Origin of the sequence: Brevundimonas sp. TWP2-3-4b2 (assembly GCF_049897345.1) — a bacterium.
In the GTDB taxonomy this organism is placed as follows: domain Bacteria; phylum Pseudomonadota; class Alphaproteobacteria; order Caulobacterales; family Caulobacteraceae; genus Brevundimonas.
Genome location: NZ_JAFCWB010000001.1, coordinates 268,280 through 282,307 on the forward strand (window position 1 = coordinate 268,280; position 14,028 = coordinate 282,307).

Genomic DNA, 14,028 nt, shown 5'->3' on the forward strand with positions numbered 1-14,028 from the left:
GTGACGGTTGCGCCTGCGAAGGCGCAGCCCCTATAAGCGCCGCAACTCTTCCCCCAGCGTTGCGGCGGCTCCTCCCATGAACATTCACGAATACCAGGCCAAGCAGGTCCTGAAGGGCTTTGGCGCGCCGGTCGCCGAGGGCGTCGCGATCACCTCGGCCGATCAGGCCGAGGCCGCCGCCCGTCAGCTGCCGGGGCCGCTCTACGTCGTGAAGTCGCAGATCCACGCCGGTGGCCGCGGCAAGGGCAAGTTCAAGGAACTGGGCCCTGACGCCAAGGGCGGTGTGCGCCTGGCCTTCTCGATCGAGGAAGCCGTCGCGCATGCGAAGGAAATGCTCGGCAACACCCTGGTGACCGCCCAGACGGGCGACGCGGGCAAACAGGTCAACCGCCTCTATATCGAGGACGGCGCCGACATTGAGCGCGAACTGTATTGCTCGCTGCTGGTCGACCGTCAGTTCGGCCGCATCGCCTTCGTCGTCTCCACCGAGGGCGGCATGGACATCGAGGCCGTCGCCCATGACACGCCCGAGAAGATCCAGACCATCGTCATCGACCCGGCGACCGGCGTCACCGCCGCCGACGTGGAGAAGATCAACGCCGCCTTCGAACTGAGCGGCGCGGCGGCCAGGGACGGCGAGACCCTGTTCCCGATCCTCTACAAGGCCTTCACCGAGACCGACATGGCGATGCTGGAGGTCAATCCCCTGATCGTCATGAAGGACGGTCATCTGCGGGTGCTGGACGCCAAGGTCAGCTTCGACGGCAACGCCCTGTTCCGCCACGAGGACATCAAGGCGCTGCGCGACGAGACCGAGGAAGACGCCAAGGAGATCGAGGCCTCCAAATGGGACCTCGCCTATGTCTCGCTGGACGGCAACATCGGCTGCATGGTCAACGGTGCCGGCCTGGCCATGGCGACGATGGACATCATCAAACTGTACGGCAAGGAACCCGCCAACTTCTGCGACGTCGGCGGCGGTGCCGGCAAGGAGAAGGTCGCGGCGGCCTTCAAAATCATCACCGCCGACCCGAACGTCCAGGGCATTCTGGTCAACATCTTCGGCGGCATCATGAAGTGTGACGTCATCGCCGAGGGCGTGGTCGCGGCCGTCAAGGAAGTGGGCCTGAAGGTGCCGCTGGTCGTCCGCCTGGAAGGCACCAATTCCGAACTGGGCAAGAAGATCCTGAACGAGAGCGGCCTCGCCATCACGGCGGCCGACGACCTCGACGACGCCGCCCAGAAGATCGTCGCGGCGGTCGGCTGAAGCTCCGGCTCCACCACCGACCGTCCCGCTGACCGAATAATCAGAGCAGACCCATGTCCATCCTCGTCGACCGCAACACCAAGATCATCGTCCAGGGCCTGACCGGCAAGACCGGCGGCTTCCACACCGAACAGGCGCTGGCCTATCACGGCACCCAGATGGTCGGCGGCGTGCACCCGACCAAGGGCGGCCAGACCTGGACTGGCTCGCACGGCGAGACCCTGCCGATCTATGCCTCGGTGGCCGAGGCCCGCGACGCGACCAAGGCCGATGCCACGGTCATCTATGTCCCGCCGGCGGGGGCCGCCGACGCCATCATCGAGGCCATCGAGGCCGAAATTCCCTTCATCACCTGCATCACCGAGGGCATTCCGGTGCTGGACATGGTGCGGGTGAAACACCGCCTCGAGGATTCGAAGTCGCGCCTGCTGGGCCCCAACTGCCCCGGTATCCTGACGCCGGACGAGTGCAAGATCGGCATCATGCCGGGCTCCATCTTCAAGAAGGGCAATGTCGGCATCGTCTCCCGCTCGGGCACCCTGACCTATGAGGCGGTGTTCCAGACGACCAACGAGGGCCTCGGCCAGACCACGGCCGTCGGCATCGGCGGCGACCCGGTCAAGGGCACGGAATTCATCGACGTGCTCGAGCTGTTCCTGGCCGACGAACACACCCAGTCAATCGTCATGATCGGCGAGATCGGCGGCGGGGCCGAGGAGGACGCGGCCCAGTTCCTGATCGACGAGGCGAAGAAGGGCCGCTCCAAGCCCATGGTCGGCTTCATCGCCGGCCGCACGGCCCCCAAGGGCCGCACCATGGGCCACGCAGGCGCGGTCGTCTCGGGCGGCAAGGGCGATGCAGAGTCCAAGATCGCGGCCATGGAGGCCGCCGGCATCACGGTCTCGCCCTCGCCTGCGCGGCTGGGAACGACCCTGGTGGAAGTGCTCAAGGGCTGACGCCGGTCGCGCCTGACGGGTTGATCCGACGCCCTCATCCCTTATCGTGACGGCGCCGGAACAGTGAGAAAGTCCGATGCGCCGCCTGCTGATCTCCGCCCCGCTGTCTCTTCTCTTTACCTGGGCTCCGGCGATGGCCCAGGAGCAGCCCCTTTTCGTCCCCGCACCCGGCTGGGGCACGGCTCACATCGTTCTTTCGGGCGACTATGTGGGCAAGCAGGTCCGCCTTTCGAGAAACGGGAAGGTGATCGTTGATCGTCGCTTCACCTCGCCGCCGGGGTCGAACAACCGCCTGCCCATATTCACCGACAGGTTCGACATGTGGGTGCAGGTGGAGATCGAAGGATGCCCCACGGCCGTGGAAGTGCGCGTGCCGGTCGAGCCCGCCAGGTCGACGTCGCTGATTTTCGACGGCTGCTCGGTCCGCGCCTTGCTGCCGGAGTGAACCGCGCGAATTTCGGCGCGTTTCGCCTAGGTTCAGCCATGATGTGTCAGTGAATGACGATGAGCGGGCCTCCCCGCCCCCAAGGGCCGGACCATAGGTCACGCCGGGGCCGTCGTCTCGGGCGGCAAGGGCGATGAAGAGTCCAAGATCGCGGCCATGGAGGCGGCTGGCATCTGCGTTTCACCCTCACCCGCGCGCCTCGGAACGACGCTGGTGGAAGTCCTCAAAGGCTGAAGCCCGTGTCCCGGCAGCGGGACAAAGAACGTACGAATTTCGTCCGATTCAGGCGAATTTCGACCTTTTGGCCCCCATTCGGTCATGACCGATAAGGAAACAGCGCCTATATCAGCGGCACCGGTCGTGCGCAGGCGTGCGCGCGCCGCCCAAGGGACGTGACGATACGATGGCGGACGATGCCGGCCGGCTGAACCAGGTCTTTGCCGAGACCAGCTTCCTGTATGGCTCGAATGCCTCGTTCATCGAGGACCTGCACGAGAAATGGGCGACCGATCCGGCGTCCGTCTCGGGCGAGTGGCGCGCCTTCTTTGATCAGCTGCGGGACAATGCCGACAGCGTGAAGGCCTCCGGTGCCGCGGGCTCGTGGGGCCGTTCGGTCGCCGAGGAACCGGCCGAGGCGACCGGGGTGTTCGACGGCCGCTGGCCGACTCCGAAAGCCGATCCGAAGAAGCCGGGAGCCACGCCGGCTGCGGCCGTCGCTCCGGCACCGGCAGCGGCCGCCGTATCGGTCGAGACCATCCGCGCCGCCGCGCATGATTCGATCCGCGCCCTGATGCTGATCCGCAGCTATCGCGTGCGCGGCCACCTGCAGGCGACGCTGGACCCGCTTGGCATCGAGCAGGCGACGAACAACCCCGAACTGACTCCCGAATTCTACGGCTTCAGCGAAGCCGACCTGGACCGCCCGATCTATCTGGACGGCGTGCTGGGCCTGCAGACCGGCAGCATCCGCGAGGTTCTTGGCATCCTGCGCCGCACCTACTGCGGCAACATCGGCATCCAGTTCATGCATATCGCTGAGCCCGAGGAAAAATCCTGGCTACAGGCACGCTTCGAAGGCCCGGACAAGTTCGAGCAGAACGCCTTCACGAAGGAAGGCAAGCTGGCCATCCTCAACAAGCTGATCGAGGCCGAGGGCTTCGAACGCTTCCTGCACAAACGCTTCCCCGGCACCAAGCGCTTCGGTCTGGACGGCGGCGAGGCCATGGTCCCGGCGCTGGAGCAGATCATCAAGCGCGGCGGTGCCCTTGGCGTCGACGAGGTCGTCTTCGGCATGGCCCACCGCGGCCGCCTGAACACCCTGGCGGCGGTAATGGGCAAGCCCTATCGCGCCATCTTCCACGAGTTCCAGGGCGGCTCGACCGTGCCTTCGGACATCGAGGGGTCGGGCGACGTCAAATACCATATGGGCGCCTCATCGGACCGCGCGTTCGACGGCAATACTGTCCACCTGTCGCTGACCGCCAACCCGTCGCACCTCGAGATCGTCAATCCGGTGGTGCTGGGCAAGGCACGAGCGAAACAGGCCTTCGACATCCGTGAGGCCCGCGCCGAAGGCGGCGACGCGGCCGCTGAAAAGGCGCTGGACCGCTCCAAGGTCATGCCGCTCCTGATCCACGGCGACGCCGCCTTCGCCGGTCAGGGCGTGGTGGCCGAATGTTTCGCCCTGATGGGGCTGAAGGGTTACCGCACCGGCGGGACGATGCATTTCGTCGTCAACAACCAGATCGGCTTCACGACCAGCCCGCGCAACAGCCGTTCCTCGCCCTACCCCTCAGACGTCGCACTGATGGTCCAGGCACCGATCTTCCACGTCAACGGCGACGATCCGGAAGCCGTCGTCTTCGCCGCCAAGGTGGCGACCGAATTCCGGCAGAAATTCCACAAGGACGTGGTGGTGGACATGTTCTGCTACCGCCGTTTCGGCCACAACGAGGGCGATGATCCGACCTTCACCCAGCCGCTGATGTATTCAAAGATCCGCGCCCTGCCGTCGACGCGCGAGATCTATTCCAAACGGCTGGTCGCCGAGGGCGTCATCGATCAGGCGGCCGTCGACGCCGAGGTCGCGCGCTTCGAGGCCTTCCTCGATGCCGAGTTCGACGCCGGCAAGGCCTTTGAGGCCCACAAGGCCGACTGGATGGACGGCCAGTGGCAGGGAATCGGCCTGCCCGAGGGCGACGAACGCCGTGGTGAGACCTCGGTCCCGGCCGCGAAGCTGGCGGATCTGGGCCACAAGCTGACGACCATTCCCAACGCCGTGGACGTGCACAAGACGCTGAAACGCGTCATCGAAGGTCGTCGCGAGATGATCACGACCGGCCAGAACATCGACTGGGCCACGGCCGAGAGCCTGGCCTTCGGCTCGCTGCTGGACGAGGGCTTCCCGGTTCGCCTGTCCGGTCAGGATTCGGTCCGCGGCACCTTCAGCCAGCGCCACTCGGGCATCGTCGACCAGACCACCGAGGCCCGCTATGTCCCGCTGAACAATATCCGCGACGGCCAGGCCGAGTTCGAGGTCATCGACTCGGCCCTGTCGGAAGAGGCCGTCCTCGGTTTTGAATACGGCTACGCCCTGACCGACCCCAACACCCTGGTGATGTGGGAGGCACAGTTCGGCGATTTCGTGAACGGGGCCCAGGTCGTGATCGACCAGTTCATCACCTCGGGCGAACGCAAATGGCTGCGCATGTGCGGCCTGACCATGCTGCTGCCGCACGGCTATGAGGGTCAGGGCCCCGAGCACTCCTCGGCCCGTCTCGAGCGCTTCCTGCAGCAGTGCGCCGAAGACAATATCCAGGTCGCCAACTGTTCGACGCCCGCCAACTATTTCCACATCCTGCGGCGTCAGATGCACCGGCCGTTCCGCAAGCCGCTGATCATCATGACGCCCAAGTCGCTGCTGCGGCACAAGAAGGCGGTCTCCACCATCGCCGACATGGCCGAGGGCAGCTCCTTCCACCGCGTGCTGCACGATGACGCCCAGACCCGGCCCGACGTCGCCGGCGTCTCGATCAAGGCCGACAAGGACATCCGCCGCGTCGTCCTGTGTTCGGGCAAGGTCTATTATGACCTGCTGGACCGCCGCGAGCGCGACCAGGCCGACGACGTCTATCTGATGCGGCTGGAGCAGTTCTATCCGTGGCCGATGAAGTCGCTGCTGACCGAGCTGGCCCGCTTCCCCAACGCCGAACTGGTCTGGTGCCAAGAAGAGCCCAAGAACATGGGCGGCTGGACCTTCGTCGATCCGTGGCTGGAGCTGACTCTAGACAAGCTGTCGGTGAAGTCAAAACGGGCCCGCTACGTCGGCCGTCCCGCCTCGGCGTCGACCGCCGCAGGCCTGATGAGCCGGCACCTGAAAGAACTCGACGCCTTCCTGACCGACGCCTTCGCCTGACACCCTGACCTGCCCAACCTGACCTGACGAGACCTGGACCCCACCATGGCCGACATCCTGACCCCCGCCCTCGGCGAATCCGTCACCGAAGCCACAATTGGCAAGTGGACGAAGAAGGCCGGCGACGCCGTGAAGAAGGACGAAGTCCTGGTCGAGCTGGAAACCGACAAGGTCTCGCTGGAAGTCGTGTCACCGTCCGATGGCATCCTGTCAGAGATCCGCGCCCCCGACGGAGAGACCGTGATTCCCGGTGCCGTCCTGGGTGTGGTCACCGAAGGTGCCACTGCCGCGCCGGCCACTGAAGCGCCCAAGGTCGAGGCCAAGGTTGCACCCGCCGCAGCCGCTCCGGTCGCTGCTGCTGAGCCCGTTCCGGCGGCCGCCCCGGCTCCCGCCGCTGCGGGCGGCACTGTGGCGATCATGACCCCGACCATGGGCGAGAGCGTCGCCGAAGGCACGATGGGGACTTGGTTGAAGAAGTCCGGCGACATGGTCGCCAGGGACGAGATGCTGGTCGAGATCGAGACCGACAAGGTCGCGGTCGAGGTGTCCGCCCCCGCCGCCGGCGTCCTGACCATCGACGCCGAGGCCGGCTCCACCGTGACCCCTGGCCAGCAGATCGGCAGCATCGCCGCGTCCGGCGAGGTTCCGGCCGCCGCGCCTGCCGCGGCCGGTTCGGCCAACGCCGGCTCGGCCCAGATCAAGTCCGACGACGCCCCCCACCTGTCGCCGGCCGTCCAGCGCGTGGTGACCGAAAACAACCTCGATCCCAAGGCGCTGGCCGCGACCGGGCCCAAGGGGAATATCACCAAGGCCGATGCCGTCGCAGCGATCGGCGCCGTCGCGCCTGCGCCGGCCGCACCCGCCGCCGCTGCGCCCGCAGCCCCGCGCGCCGACCAGCCGCGCGAGGAGCGGGTCAAGATGACCCGCCTGCGCCAGACCATCGCGCGCCGCCTCAAGGAATCGCAGAACACGGCCGCCCAGCTGACCACCTTCAACGAGGTGGACATGACCAACGTCATGGCGCTGCGGACCCAGTACAAGGACGTGTTCGAGAAGCGCCACGGCGTGAAGCTGGGCTTCATGAGCTTCTTCACCAAGGCGGTGGTCGCGGCCCTGAAGGAGATCCCGGCGGTCAATGCCGAGATCGACGGCACCGACCTGATCTACAAGAACCACTATGACATCGGCGTCGCCGTCGGCACCGAGAAGGGACTTGTCGTTCCGGTCCTGCGCGATGCGGACACGCTGTCGCTGGCCGGCATCGAAAAGGGTATCGCCGCCCTCGGCAAAGCGGCCCGCGACGGCGCCCTGACCCTCGATCAACTGCAGGGCGGCACCTTCACCATCACCAACGGCGGCACCTATGGCTCGCTGATGTCGACGCCGATCCTGAACGCCCCGCAGTCGGGCATCCTCGGCATGCACAACATCGTCCAGCGCCCGATGGCGGTGAACGGCGAGGTGGTCATCCGGCCGATGATGTATCTCGCGCTCAGCTACGATCACCGCATCGTTGACGGCAAGGAGGCGGTGACCTTCCTTGTACGGATCAAGGAGTTGCTGGAAGATCCGGCGCGGGCGCTTCTGGACCTGTAGGCCAGCCGTGCGCGAGTTCGAGGTTGCCCGGTTTTCGACGCTTCCGGAGGCCGAACTCGCCGCCGCACTGCTGCAGCGGCACGGCATCTCCGCCCGGCTGCCGGATCGTGACATGGCGACCATGCTGCCCCATCTGCATATCGCGATAGGCGGCATCCGGGTCGTCGCGCCAGAAGGTCGGATCACCGAGGCGCGCGACATTGTGCAGCGCGCGCGCGAGGGCGCGTTCGCCGCCGACGTCGATGAGAATTCGGGCGACTGGACCCTGGAAGCGACGCAGGGAAAGGTCGGCGATCTCGACGAGGCCGAAATCACCGGCGTCCTCGGGCCGGCCAAGAAAATCGGAGCCGTCGCCATCGTGGTCATGGCGATGTTTTACCTTCTGGTCAGTTGTCCGGCCTGAGCCGGGATCAGAGTTCGCCCAGCACAGCCTCGGTATCTGCCCCCAGCGCGGGCGGGGGCAGGTCATAGGCGACCGGCGTCACGGACATCCGGATCGGCGAGGCCACGGTACGAACCGGGCCTGACAGATCCGCGCGGGCCTGCGTTACCTCCAGCCCCCGATGCTTCGCCTGCGGCTCGTCGAACACCTGATCGACGGTGTTGACCGGGCCGCAGGGCACGCCCGCCGCTTCCAGCGCCGCCATCAGGCCATGCATGGTCAGGCCCGCGGTCAGGGAAGACAGTTCGGCGGTCATGGCCGCGCGGTGCTCGATGCGTAGAGCGTTGGTCAGGAAACGGGGGTCGCTCCCCATGCTCCCGACGCCCAGCGCGCCACACAGCGCCCGGAACTGACCGTCATTACCGACCGCGATCACGACCATTCCATCCGTACACGGGAAGGGTTGGTAAGGCGCCAGGTTGGGATGCGCATTGCCCATCCGCGTCGGGGCCTTGCCGGACACGAACCAGTTGGTCGCCTGATTAGCCAGCATGGCCGCCTGGACATCGAACAGGGCGATATCGATGTGCTGCCCCTGTCCCGTCGCCCGCGCGTGCATCAGGGCGGCAAGGATGGCGTTGGAGGCGTACAGGCCGGTGAACAGGTCGACCACCGCGACCCCGACCTTCATAGGCTCGGCCCCGGCCGCGCCGTCGGGCTGGCCGGTGATCGACATCAGCCCGCCCATGGCCTGGATCATATAGTCATAGCCGGCGCGATGGGCGTCGGGACCGTCCTGACCGAAGCCGGTGATGGAGCAATAGACAAGCTTCGGATTGAGCGCCGCCAAGGCCACATGGTCGAGGCCGTATTTCTTCAGGCCACCGGTCTTGAAGTTCTCGACGACCACGTCGCAAGTCTTGCTCAGCTCGCGGATGATTTCCGCGCCTTCGGCGGACGCGATGTCGAGTTCGACCGACTTCTTGCCCCGGTTGGCGCACAGGAAATAGGCGGCGTCGCCCCTGGTGCCGTCCGTCTTTGTGGTGAAGGGCGGCCCCCAGGCGCGGGTGTCGTCGCCGACGCCCGGCCGCTCGATCTTGATCACCTCGGCACCCAGATCGGCCAGCATCTGCGTCGCCCACGGGCCGGCCAGGACGCGGGACAGGTCGAGAACGCGGAAGCCTGAGAGGGGGCCTTGGGTCATGGGAAATCTCATAGCTCTCCCTCCCCTTCATGGGGAGGGTGGTCGCGCAGCGACCGGGTGGGGAACTCAGACATACCCCACCCCGTCGCCGCTTCGCGTCGACATCCCTCCCCATGAAGGGGAGGGAGAAGTATCACAGCCCGGGGTCCCAGACTCCCGCATCCCGCATCCGGCATTCGCGCGCTTCCCTCGCCCGGCCGTCCAGCTCGTCAGCCATACAGCAGACGGCCTTGGACACGGTGGCCTTGTGCACGCCCGGAACCACGGCATGCAGGAAGGCGCAACCGGCCAGTTTCAGCAGGCGGAATCCAAACCTCGACGATGCCCCCATGTGGTGGAGGTAGCTCTCCTCCACCTCACGCGGGTGGTCCACAAACAGTCGGTTCAGGGTGCGGATCATGGCGACAGCCTAGCCTGCGACGGGTCGGCCCACTACCCGTCCGCGCCATTCTGGCCTAAACCGCGCGTCAGAACAGGGGGTCGGCGGTCAATTCCGCTCACGATCGCGCGCAGGCCCCGGACCCGCTCAGGAAAGATCACTCATGGCCGACGGTGCCTCCGCTCCCCACCAGACCTTCCGCTGGGACGATCCGCTGGACCTCTCCGGCCGACTGACAGACGACGAGCGGATGATCCAGGACGCCGCGCGGTCCTACGCCCGGGAGAAGCTGTTGCCCCGTGTGGTCTCGGCCTTCCGTGACGAGACCTTCGACCGCGCCATCATGACCGAGCTCGGCGAGATGGGCTTCCTCGGCGCGATGCTGCCGGAGCAGTACGGCGGCTCCTCGGTCAGCCACGTCGCCTATGGCCTGATCGCGCGCGAAATCGAGGCGGTCGACAGCGGCTATCGCTCGGCCATGAGCGTCCAGTCGTCCCTGGCCATGTATCCGATCTACGCCTTCGGCTCCGAGGAGCAGAAGATGCGTTTCCTGCCGCGCATGGCCGCCGGCGAACTCGTCGGCTGTTTCGGCCTGACCGAGGCTGACGGTGGCTCGGACCCGGCCTCAATGAAGACCAAGGCGATCAAGGTCGACGGCGGCTACAGGCTCAACGGGGCCAAATACTGGATCACCAACAGCCCCATCAGTGACCTGGCCGTGGTCTGGGCCAAGCTGGATGATGTAATCCGCGGCTTCATCGTCGAGCGCGGCATGGACGGTTTCACCACCGACAAGATCGGCGACAAGCTGTCCTTGCGCGCCTCCATCACCGGCGACATCGGGCTGAACGACGTCTTCGTGCCGGAAGCGAATCTGCTGCCTGGCGTCAAGGGCCTGCGCGGACCCTTCTCCTGCCTGAACAAGGCCCGCTACGGCATCGCCTGGGGGGCCATGGGTGCCGCCGAGACCTGTTTCCATCTGACCCGCGACTATGTCGGCGAGCGGATGCTGTTCGGCCGCCCCCTGTCCTCGCGCCAGCTGGTGCAGAAGAAGCTGGCCGACATGCAGACGGACATCTTCCTCGGTTTCGAGGGAGCGCTTGCGCTGGGCCGGCTGCTCGACCAGGGAGCGTGGGTGCCCGAGGCGATCTCGATGATGAAGCGTAACAACTGCGGCAAGGCGCTGGATATCGCCCGCGTCGCCCGCGACATGCACGGCGGTGCCGGCATCACCGGCGAGATGCACGTCATGCGCCATGCCATGAATCTCGAGACCGTCAACACCTATGAGGGCGCGCATGACGTCCACGCCCTGATCCTGGGCCGGGCCATCACGGGCGAGAGCGCTTTCTAAAGGCCTGTCGTCATCGCCGCATTCCCGCGCTAGGGTCAGGGTGATGACGGGGGATCCAGCGATGCGGCGTTTCAACCTTCGGGCCGGCGGCCTGTCCTTGCTGGCGCTCGTCGCCGCGGTTCCGTTGCTGGCGGCGATGCCCGCCGCGGCGCAGCAGTCGCCGGTGCCGTTCGACGCCCAGCGCGGGGTCTTCACCTTCGCGACCGGTCTGGAGCGGGCCCTTCCCGCTGTCGTGCAGGTCACGACCCTGGGCCAGTCCGAGGGCCCCAGCTCGGGCGACAACGAACCCACGCCGGTCTCGAGCGGCTCGGGTGCCATCATCGATGCGCGCGAAGGCATTGTCGTCACCAACAACCATGTGGTCGAAGGCGGGCGGAAATTCACCGTCGACATGACCGACGGTCGCATCTTCGACGCCGTCCTCATCGGCAAGGACAAGGCCACCGATCTCGCCGTGCTGAAGATCGAGGCCACCGGTCTGTCGCAGATCGAGGTGGTGAATTCCGATTCGTTGCGGACCGGCGACCTGGCCTTCGCGGTCGGCTATCCGCTGGGGCTGGACCAGACCTTGACCATGGGCGTCATCTCGGGCCTGGGCCGGTCGGGCATGGGTGACCGGATCGAGGACTATATCCAGACGGACGCGGCCGTGAACTCGGGCAACTCGGGCGGGCCGCTGCTGGACAGCCGCGGCCGGTTGATCGGCATCAACACCTCGATCCTGTCCGGCGGCGGTGGCGGCAACGATGGCATCGCCTTCGCCGTGCCCAGCCGCATCCTGATGTATGTCGTCGCCCAGTTGCGTGAGACGGGCGAGGTCAAACGCGGAACCACCGGCGTAATTCTCGGCTCGCTGAATGCAGAACGATCGCGCCAGTTCGGTCTTGGCATCGTCCGGGGCGCGGTCGTCGAGGATGTGGCCCCGGGCTCGTCGGCTGAAGGTGCTGGTCTGCGACGGGGCGACGTCATCACCCGGATCGGGAACCGCCCGGTGTCAAACGCCGGCACCGTGGCCGCGACCGTCGGCATCGCGGCGCCGGGCACCCGGGTCGAGGTGGTCTATCTGCGCGACGGCCACGAGGGCCGCACCGCCATGACCGTCGAGACGCCGGGGACGGACCCCGTCATATCGGGCGCGGACGCGGTCATCGCGCGCGGCGCATCGGTGCGGGCGGCGGCGGAAGGCCTGGAGGTCTTCGCGGTCGAGGGCGGGTCCCTTGCGGCCGCCGGCGGACTTCAGGCCGGTGACGTGGTCCGCTCGGTCGATAGTCAGCCGACCACCGATCTGGCCAGCTTCGCGGCGGCAATGGAGGGGATTGGCGAACGCACCCTGTCGGTGCTGCGCGGCACGGAAACGGTCGAGGTCCGCCTGCCCTGAGCCACGCAGGACGCCGCACAGCAAAACGCCCGCTCTGCCGGAGGGGGGAGGGTGGCGGAACGGGCGTCTTGCTTTGGAGGAACTACCGGCCCGCCGGAGCCCTTGGTGGAGAAATCCAGGAGGGGCTGGGGGGGCTGTTCAGGATCCGGAACTTTTCCGAACTCCGACAGGCCGATGAGCAAGATTTCTCCCGCCAAGACGGCGGACGCTGGGCCGAAGCAGGGCGATTTCGTGTCCACCCCGATTTCCTGTTCAGGCTGACCCCGCCGACACAGTGTTCGGTGAAATCGCTCGCCTTGTTGAGGCTGGGCGCTGGCGTTTCACGAATGTCGGCGTAACCTCACGGGGATGAGCGACGCCGCCGATCTGCAGTCACAGCCGGGTCCGGTCTTCTTCGACCGCAAGGAACTGGACCTGATCCTCCGGGTCTACGGCCGCATGGTCGCCGCGGCCGAGTGGCGCGACTATGCCATGGTCGGACACCGGGACCTGGCCGAGTTCGCCGTCTTCCGCCGCTCGGGCGACGCGCCGCTGTACCGCATCGAAAAGCGCCCTTCCCTGCGCCTCAAGCAAGGCCAGTGGGCTGTCATCGGCGAGGGCAGACACGTCCTGCGCCGGGGCCGTGACCTGGCCCAGGTGCTGCGGGTGTTTGACAGCCGGAAATTCACGATCATCGACTGACGAAAAAGGCCCCGACGTTACCGCCGGGGCCTCGTTCTTGTCGGGACTGTCGTCCTTCGGGTTAGCGGCCCCGCGCTCGGAGAGCGAACGAACGCGGCTACCCCGACAGGCTCAGCGACGGCCGCCGAAGATGGCGAGCAGGAACTGGAACATGTTGATAAAGTTGATGTAGAGGCTCAGCGCGCCGTAGCTGGTGGCTACACCCATGGCGTTCTGGTTCCCGCCGAGGGCGTAGTAGGTCATCTTCAGACGCTGGGTGTCATAGGCCGTCAGACCCGCGAAGATCAGCACGCCGACGACGCTGATGATCAGTTGCATCATCGAGTTCTGCAGGAAGATATTGACCACCGAGGCGATGATGAGACCGATCACGCCCATAATCAGGAAGCTGCCGAAGCCGGTCAGATCCTTCTTGGTCGTGTAGCCGAACAGGCTCAGCGCACCGAAGGCAGCGGAGGTGATCAGGAAGGTCTGGACCACCGAGGCACCGGTGTACATCAGCACGACCGTACCCATCGAGGCACCGATCAGGGCCACGATCAGCCAGTACAGCGCGCTGGCACCGCCCGACGTCGGGTTCTTCATCACGAAGTTCGAGCCCAGCAGGATGACCAGCGGCGCGAAGGCCACGATCATGCCCAACAGGGTGAAACCGGCCAGTCGACCATCGGCGGTCACCTGGTACATCAGGTCGCGGACGGGGGGGTAGGAGCCGGTGATGAAGGCCAGCACGGCCGATACCAGCAGGCCCAGGGCGACCTTGTTGTAGACGCCCAGCATGAAGCTGCGCAGACCGGCGTCGACCGACATGTCGGCCGTCGCGGGCGCTGAATAACCGTTTCTGAAATCGCTCATGGCGAGATCGTCCTCCATTCGACCGGGAATTCCCGGGCTTTGCGCAAATATCGGGGCGGACGGCGCCTTCCGCAAGGAAAACCGGACTTGGGCTCGGCGGTCACAGCCGCTACCAA

General features: G+C 66.3%; 12 protein-coding genes and 1 pseudogene. 10 read left to right on the forward strand and 3 right to left on the reverse strand.

Annotated elements, in window-relative coordinates; genetic code table 11:
• Positions 1-76 precede the first annotated feature (76 nt).
• From sucC to ACP7AS_RS01270, 7 genes and pseudogenes are all read left to right on the forward strand, one after another.
• Positions 77-1,267 carry an ADP-forming succinate--CoA ligase subunit beta gene (gene sucC, locus ACP7AS_RS01240; protein ID WP_426027009.1) on the forward strand — a complete coding sequence of 397 codons (1,191 nt, stop codon included), beginning with the start codon at positions 77-79 and terminating at the stop codon, positions 1,265-1,267.
• Between the two features lie 53 nt (positions 1,268-1,320).
• The gene (gene sucD, locus ACP7AS_RS01245) at positions 1,321-2,223 is read left to right on the forward strand and encodes a succinate--CoA ligase subunit alpha (RefSeq protein WP_426027010.1); all 903 of its coding nucleotides are present in this window, start codon (positions 1,321-1,323) and stop codon (positions 2,221-2,223) included.
• Positions 2,224-2,299: 76 nt separating this feature from the next.
• Positions 2,300-2,668, forward strand: coding sequence for a hypothetical protein (locus ACP7AS_RS01250; RefSeq protein WP_426027011.1), 369 nt, complete (start codon positions 2,300-2,302; stop codon positions 2,666-2,668).
• 63 nt (positions 2,669-2,731) lie between these two features.
• Positions 2,732-2,902, forward strand: a pseudogene (locus tag ACP7AS_RS01255) (succinate--CoA ligase subunit alpha); the annotation flags it as partial.
• A 169-nt stretch (positions 2,903-3,071) separates the two neighbouring features.
• Positions 3,072-6,083 (forward strand): 2-oxoglutarate dehydrogenase E1 component, encoded by a 3,012-nt coding sequence (locus tag ACP7AS_RS01260; protein ID WP_426027012.1) that lies wholly within the window; start codon positions 3,072-3,074, stop codon positions 6,081-6,083.
• Between the two features lie 45 nt (positions 6,084-6,128).
• Positions 6,129-7,679: a 2-oxoglutarate dehydrogenase complex dihydrolipoyllysine-residue succinyltransferase gene (gene odhB, locus ACP7AS_RS01265; protein WP_426027013.1), complete on the forward strand. Its 1,551-nt coding sequence runs from the start codon at positions 6,129-6,131 to the stop codon at positions 7,677-7,679.
• 7 nt (positions 7,680-7,686) lie between these two features.
• The gene (locus ACP7AS_RS01270) at positions 7,687-8,082 is read left to right on the forward strand and encodes a putative signal transducing protein (protein ID WP_426027014.1); all 396 of its coding nucleotides are present in this window, start codon (positions 7,687-7,689) and stop codon (positions 8,080-8,082) included.
• A gap of 7 nt (positions 8,083-8,089) precedes the next feature.
• Here the strand turns inward: ACP7AS_RS01270 and ACP7AS_RS01275 are convergent, their stop codons facing one another.
• Both ACP7AS_RS01275 and ACP7AS_RS01280 read right to left on the reverse strand, forming a co-directional pair.
• Positions 8,090-9,265, reverse strand: coding sequence for a CaiB/BaiF CoA transferase family protein (locus tag ACP7AS_RS01275; RefSeq protein WP_426027015.1), 1,176 nt, complete (start codon positions 9,263-9,265; stop codon positions 8,090-8,092).
• Between the two features lie 133 nt (positions 9,266-9,398).
• A complete protein-coding gene (locus ACP7AS_RS01280) occupies positions 9,399-9,665 on the reverse strand; it encodes a DUF6356 family protein (protein ID WP_426027016.1) in 267 nt (88 codons plus the stop codon).
• Positions 9,666-9,807: 142 nt separating this feature from the next.
• Here ACP7AS_RS01280 and ACP7AS_RS01285 point away from each other — a divergent pair, with 142 nt between their 5' ends.
• From ACP7AS_RS01285 to ACP7AS_RS01295, 3 genes are all read left to right on the forward strand, one after another.
• Positions 9,808-10,998 carry an acyl-CoA dehydrogenase gene (locus ACP7AS_RS01285; protein WP_426027017.1) on the forward strand — a complete coding sequence of 397 codons (1,191 nt, stop codon included), beginning with the start codon at positions 9,808-9,810 and terminating at the stop codon, positions 10,996-10,998.
• Positions 10,999-11,059: 61 nt separating this feature from the next.
• The gene (locus ACP7AS_RS01290) at positions 11,060-12,376 is read left to right on the forward strand and encodes a trypsin-like peptidase domain-containing protein (RefSeq protein ID WP_426027018.1); all 1,317 of its coding nucleotides are present in this window, start codon (positions 11,060-11,062) and stop codon (positions 12,374-12,376) included.
• Between the two features lie 348 nt (positions 12,377-12,724).
• On the forward strand, positions 12,725-13,057 hold the full coding sequence (locus ACP7AS_RS01295; RefSeq protein WP_426027019.1) for a DUF2794 domain-containing protein: 333 nt from the start codon (positions 12,725-12,727) through the stop codon (positions 13,055-13,057).
• 111 nt (positions 13,058-13,168) lie between these two features.
• Here ACP7AS_RS01295 and ACP7AS_RS01300 read toward each other — a convergent pair whose 3' ends face one another.
• Positions 13,169-13,912, reverse strand: a complete 744-nt coding sequence (locus ACP7AS_RS01300; RefSeq protein ID WP_426027020.1) for a Bax inhibitor-1/YccA family protein — start codon at positions 13,910-13,912, stop codon at positions 13,169-13,171.
• Positions 13,913-14,028 lie beyond the last annotated feature (116 nt).

Coding starts and splice junctions, on each gene's coding strand:
- sucC (WP_426027009.1), top strand. CDS start 77: ATGAACATTCACGAATACCAGGCCAAGCAGGTCCTGAAGGGCTTTGGC.
- sucD (WP_426027010.1), top strand. CDS start 1,321: ATGTCCATCCTCGTCGACCGCAACACCAAGATCATCGTCCAGGGCCTG.
- ACP7AS_RS01250 (WP_426027011.1), top strand. CDS start 2,300: ATGCGCCGCCTGCTGATCTCCGCCCCGCTGTCTCTTCTCTTTACCTGG.
- ACP7AS_RS01260 (WP_426027012.1), top strand. CDS start 3,072: ATGGCGGACGATGCCGGCCGGCTGAACCAGGTCTTTGCCGAGACCAGC.
- odhB (WP_426027013.1), top strand. CDS start 6,129: ATGGCCGACATCCTGACCCCCGCCCTCGGCGAATCCGTCACCGAAGCC.
- ACP7AS_RS01275 (WP_426027015.1), bottom strand. CDS start 9,265: ATGACCCAAGGCCCCCTCTCAGGCTTCCGCGTTCTCGACCTGTCCCGC.
- ACP7AS_RS01280 (WP_426027016.1), bottom strand. CDS start 9,665: ATGATCCGCACCCTGAACCGACTGTTTGTGGACCACCCGCGTGAGGTG.
- ACP7AS_RS01285 (WP_426027017.1), top strand. CDS start 9,808: ATGGCCGACGGTGCCTCCGCTCCCCACCAGACCTTCCGCTGGGACGAT.
- ACP7AS_RS01290 (WP_426027018.1), top strand. CDS start 11,060: ATGCGGCGTTTCAACCTTCGGGCCGGCGGCCTGTCCTTGCTGGCGCTC.
- ACP7AS_RS01295 (WP_426027019.1), top strand. CDS start 12,725: ATGAGCGACGCCGCCGATCTGCAGTCACAGCCGGGTCCGGTCTTCTTC.
- ACP7AS_RS01300 (WP_426027020.1), bottom strand. CDS start 13,912: ATGAGCGATTTCAGAAACGGTTATTCAGCGCCCGCGACGGCCGACATG.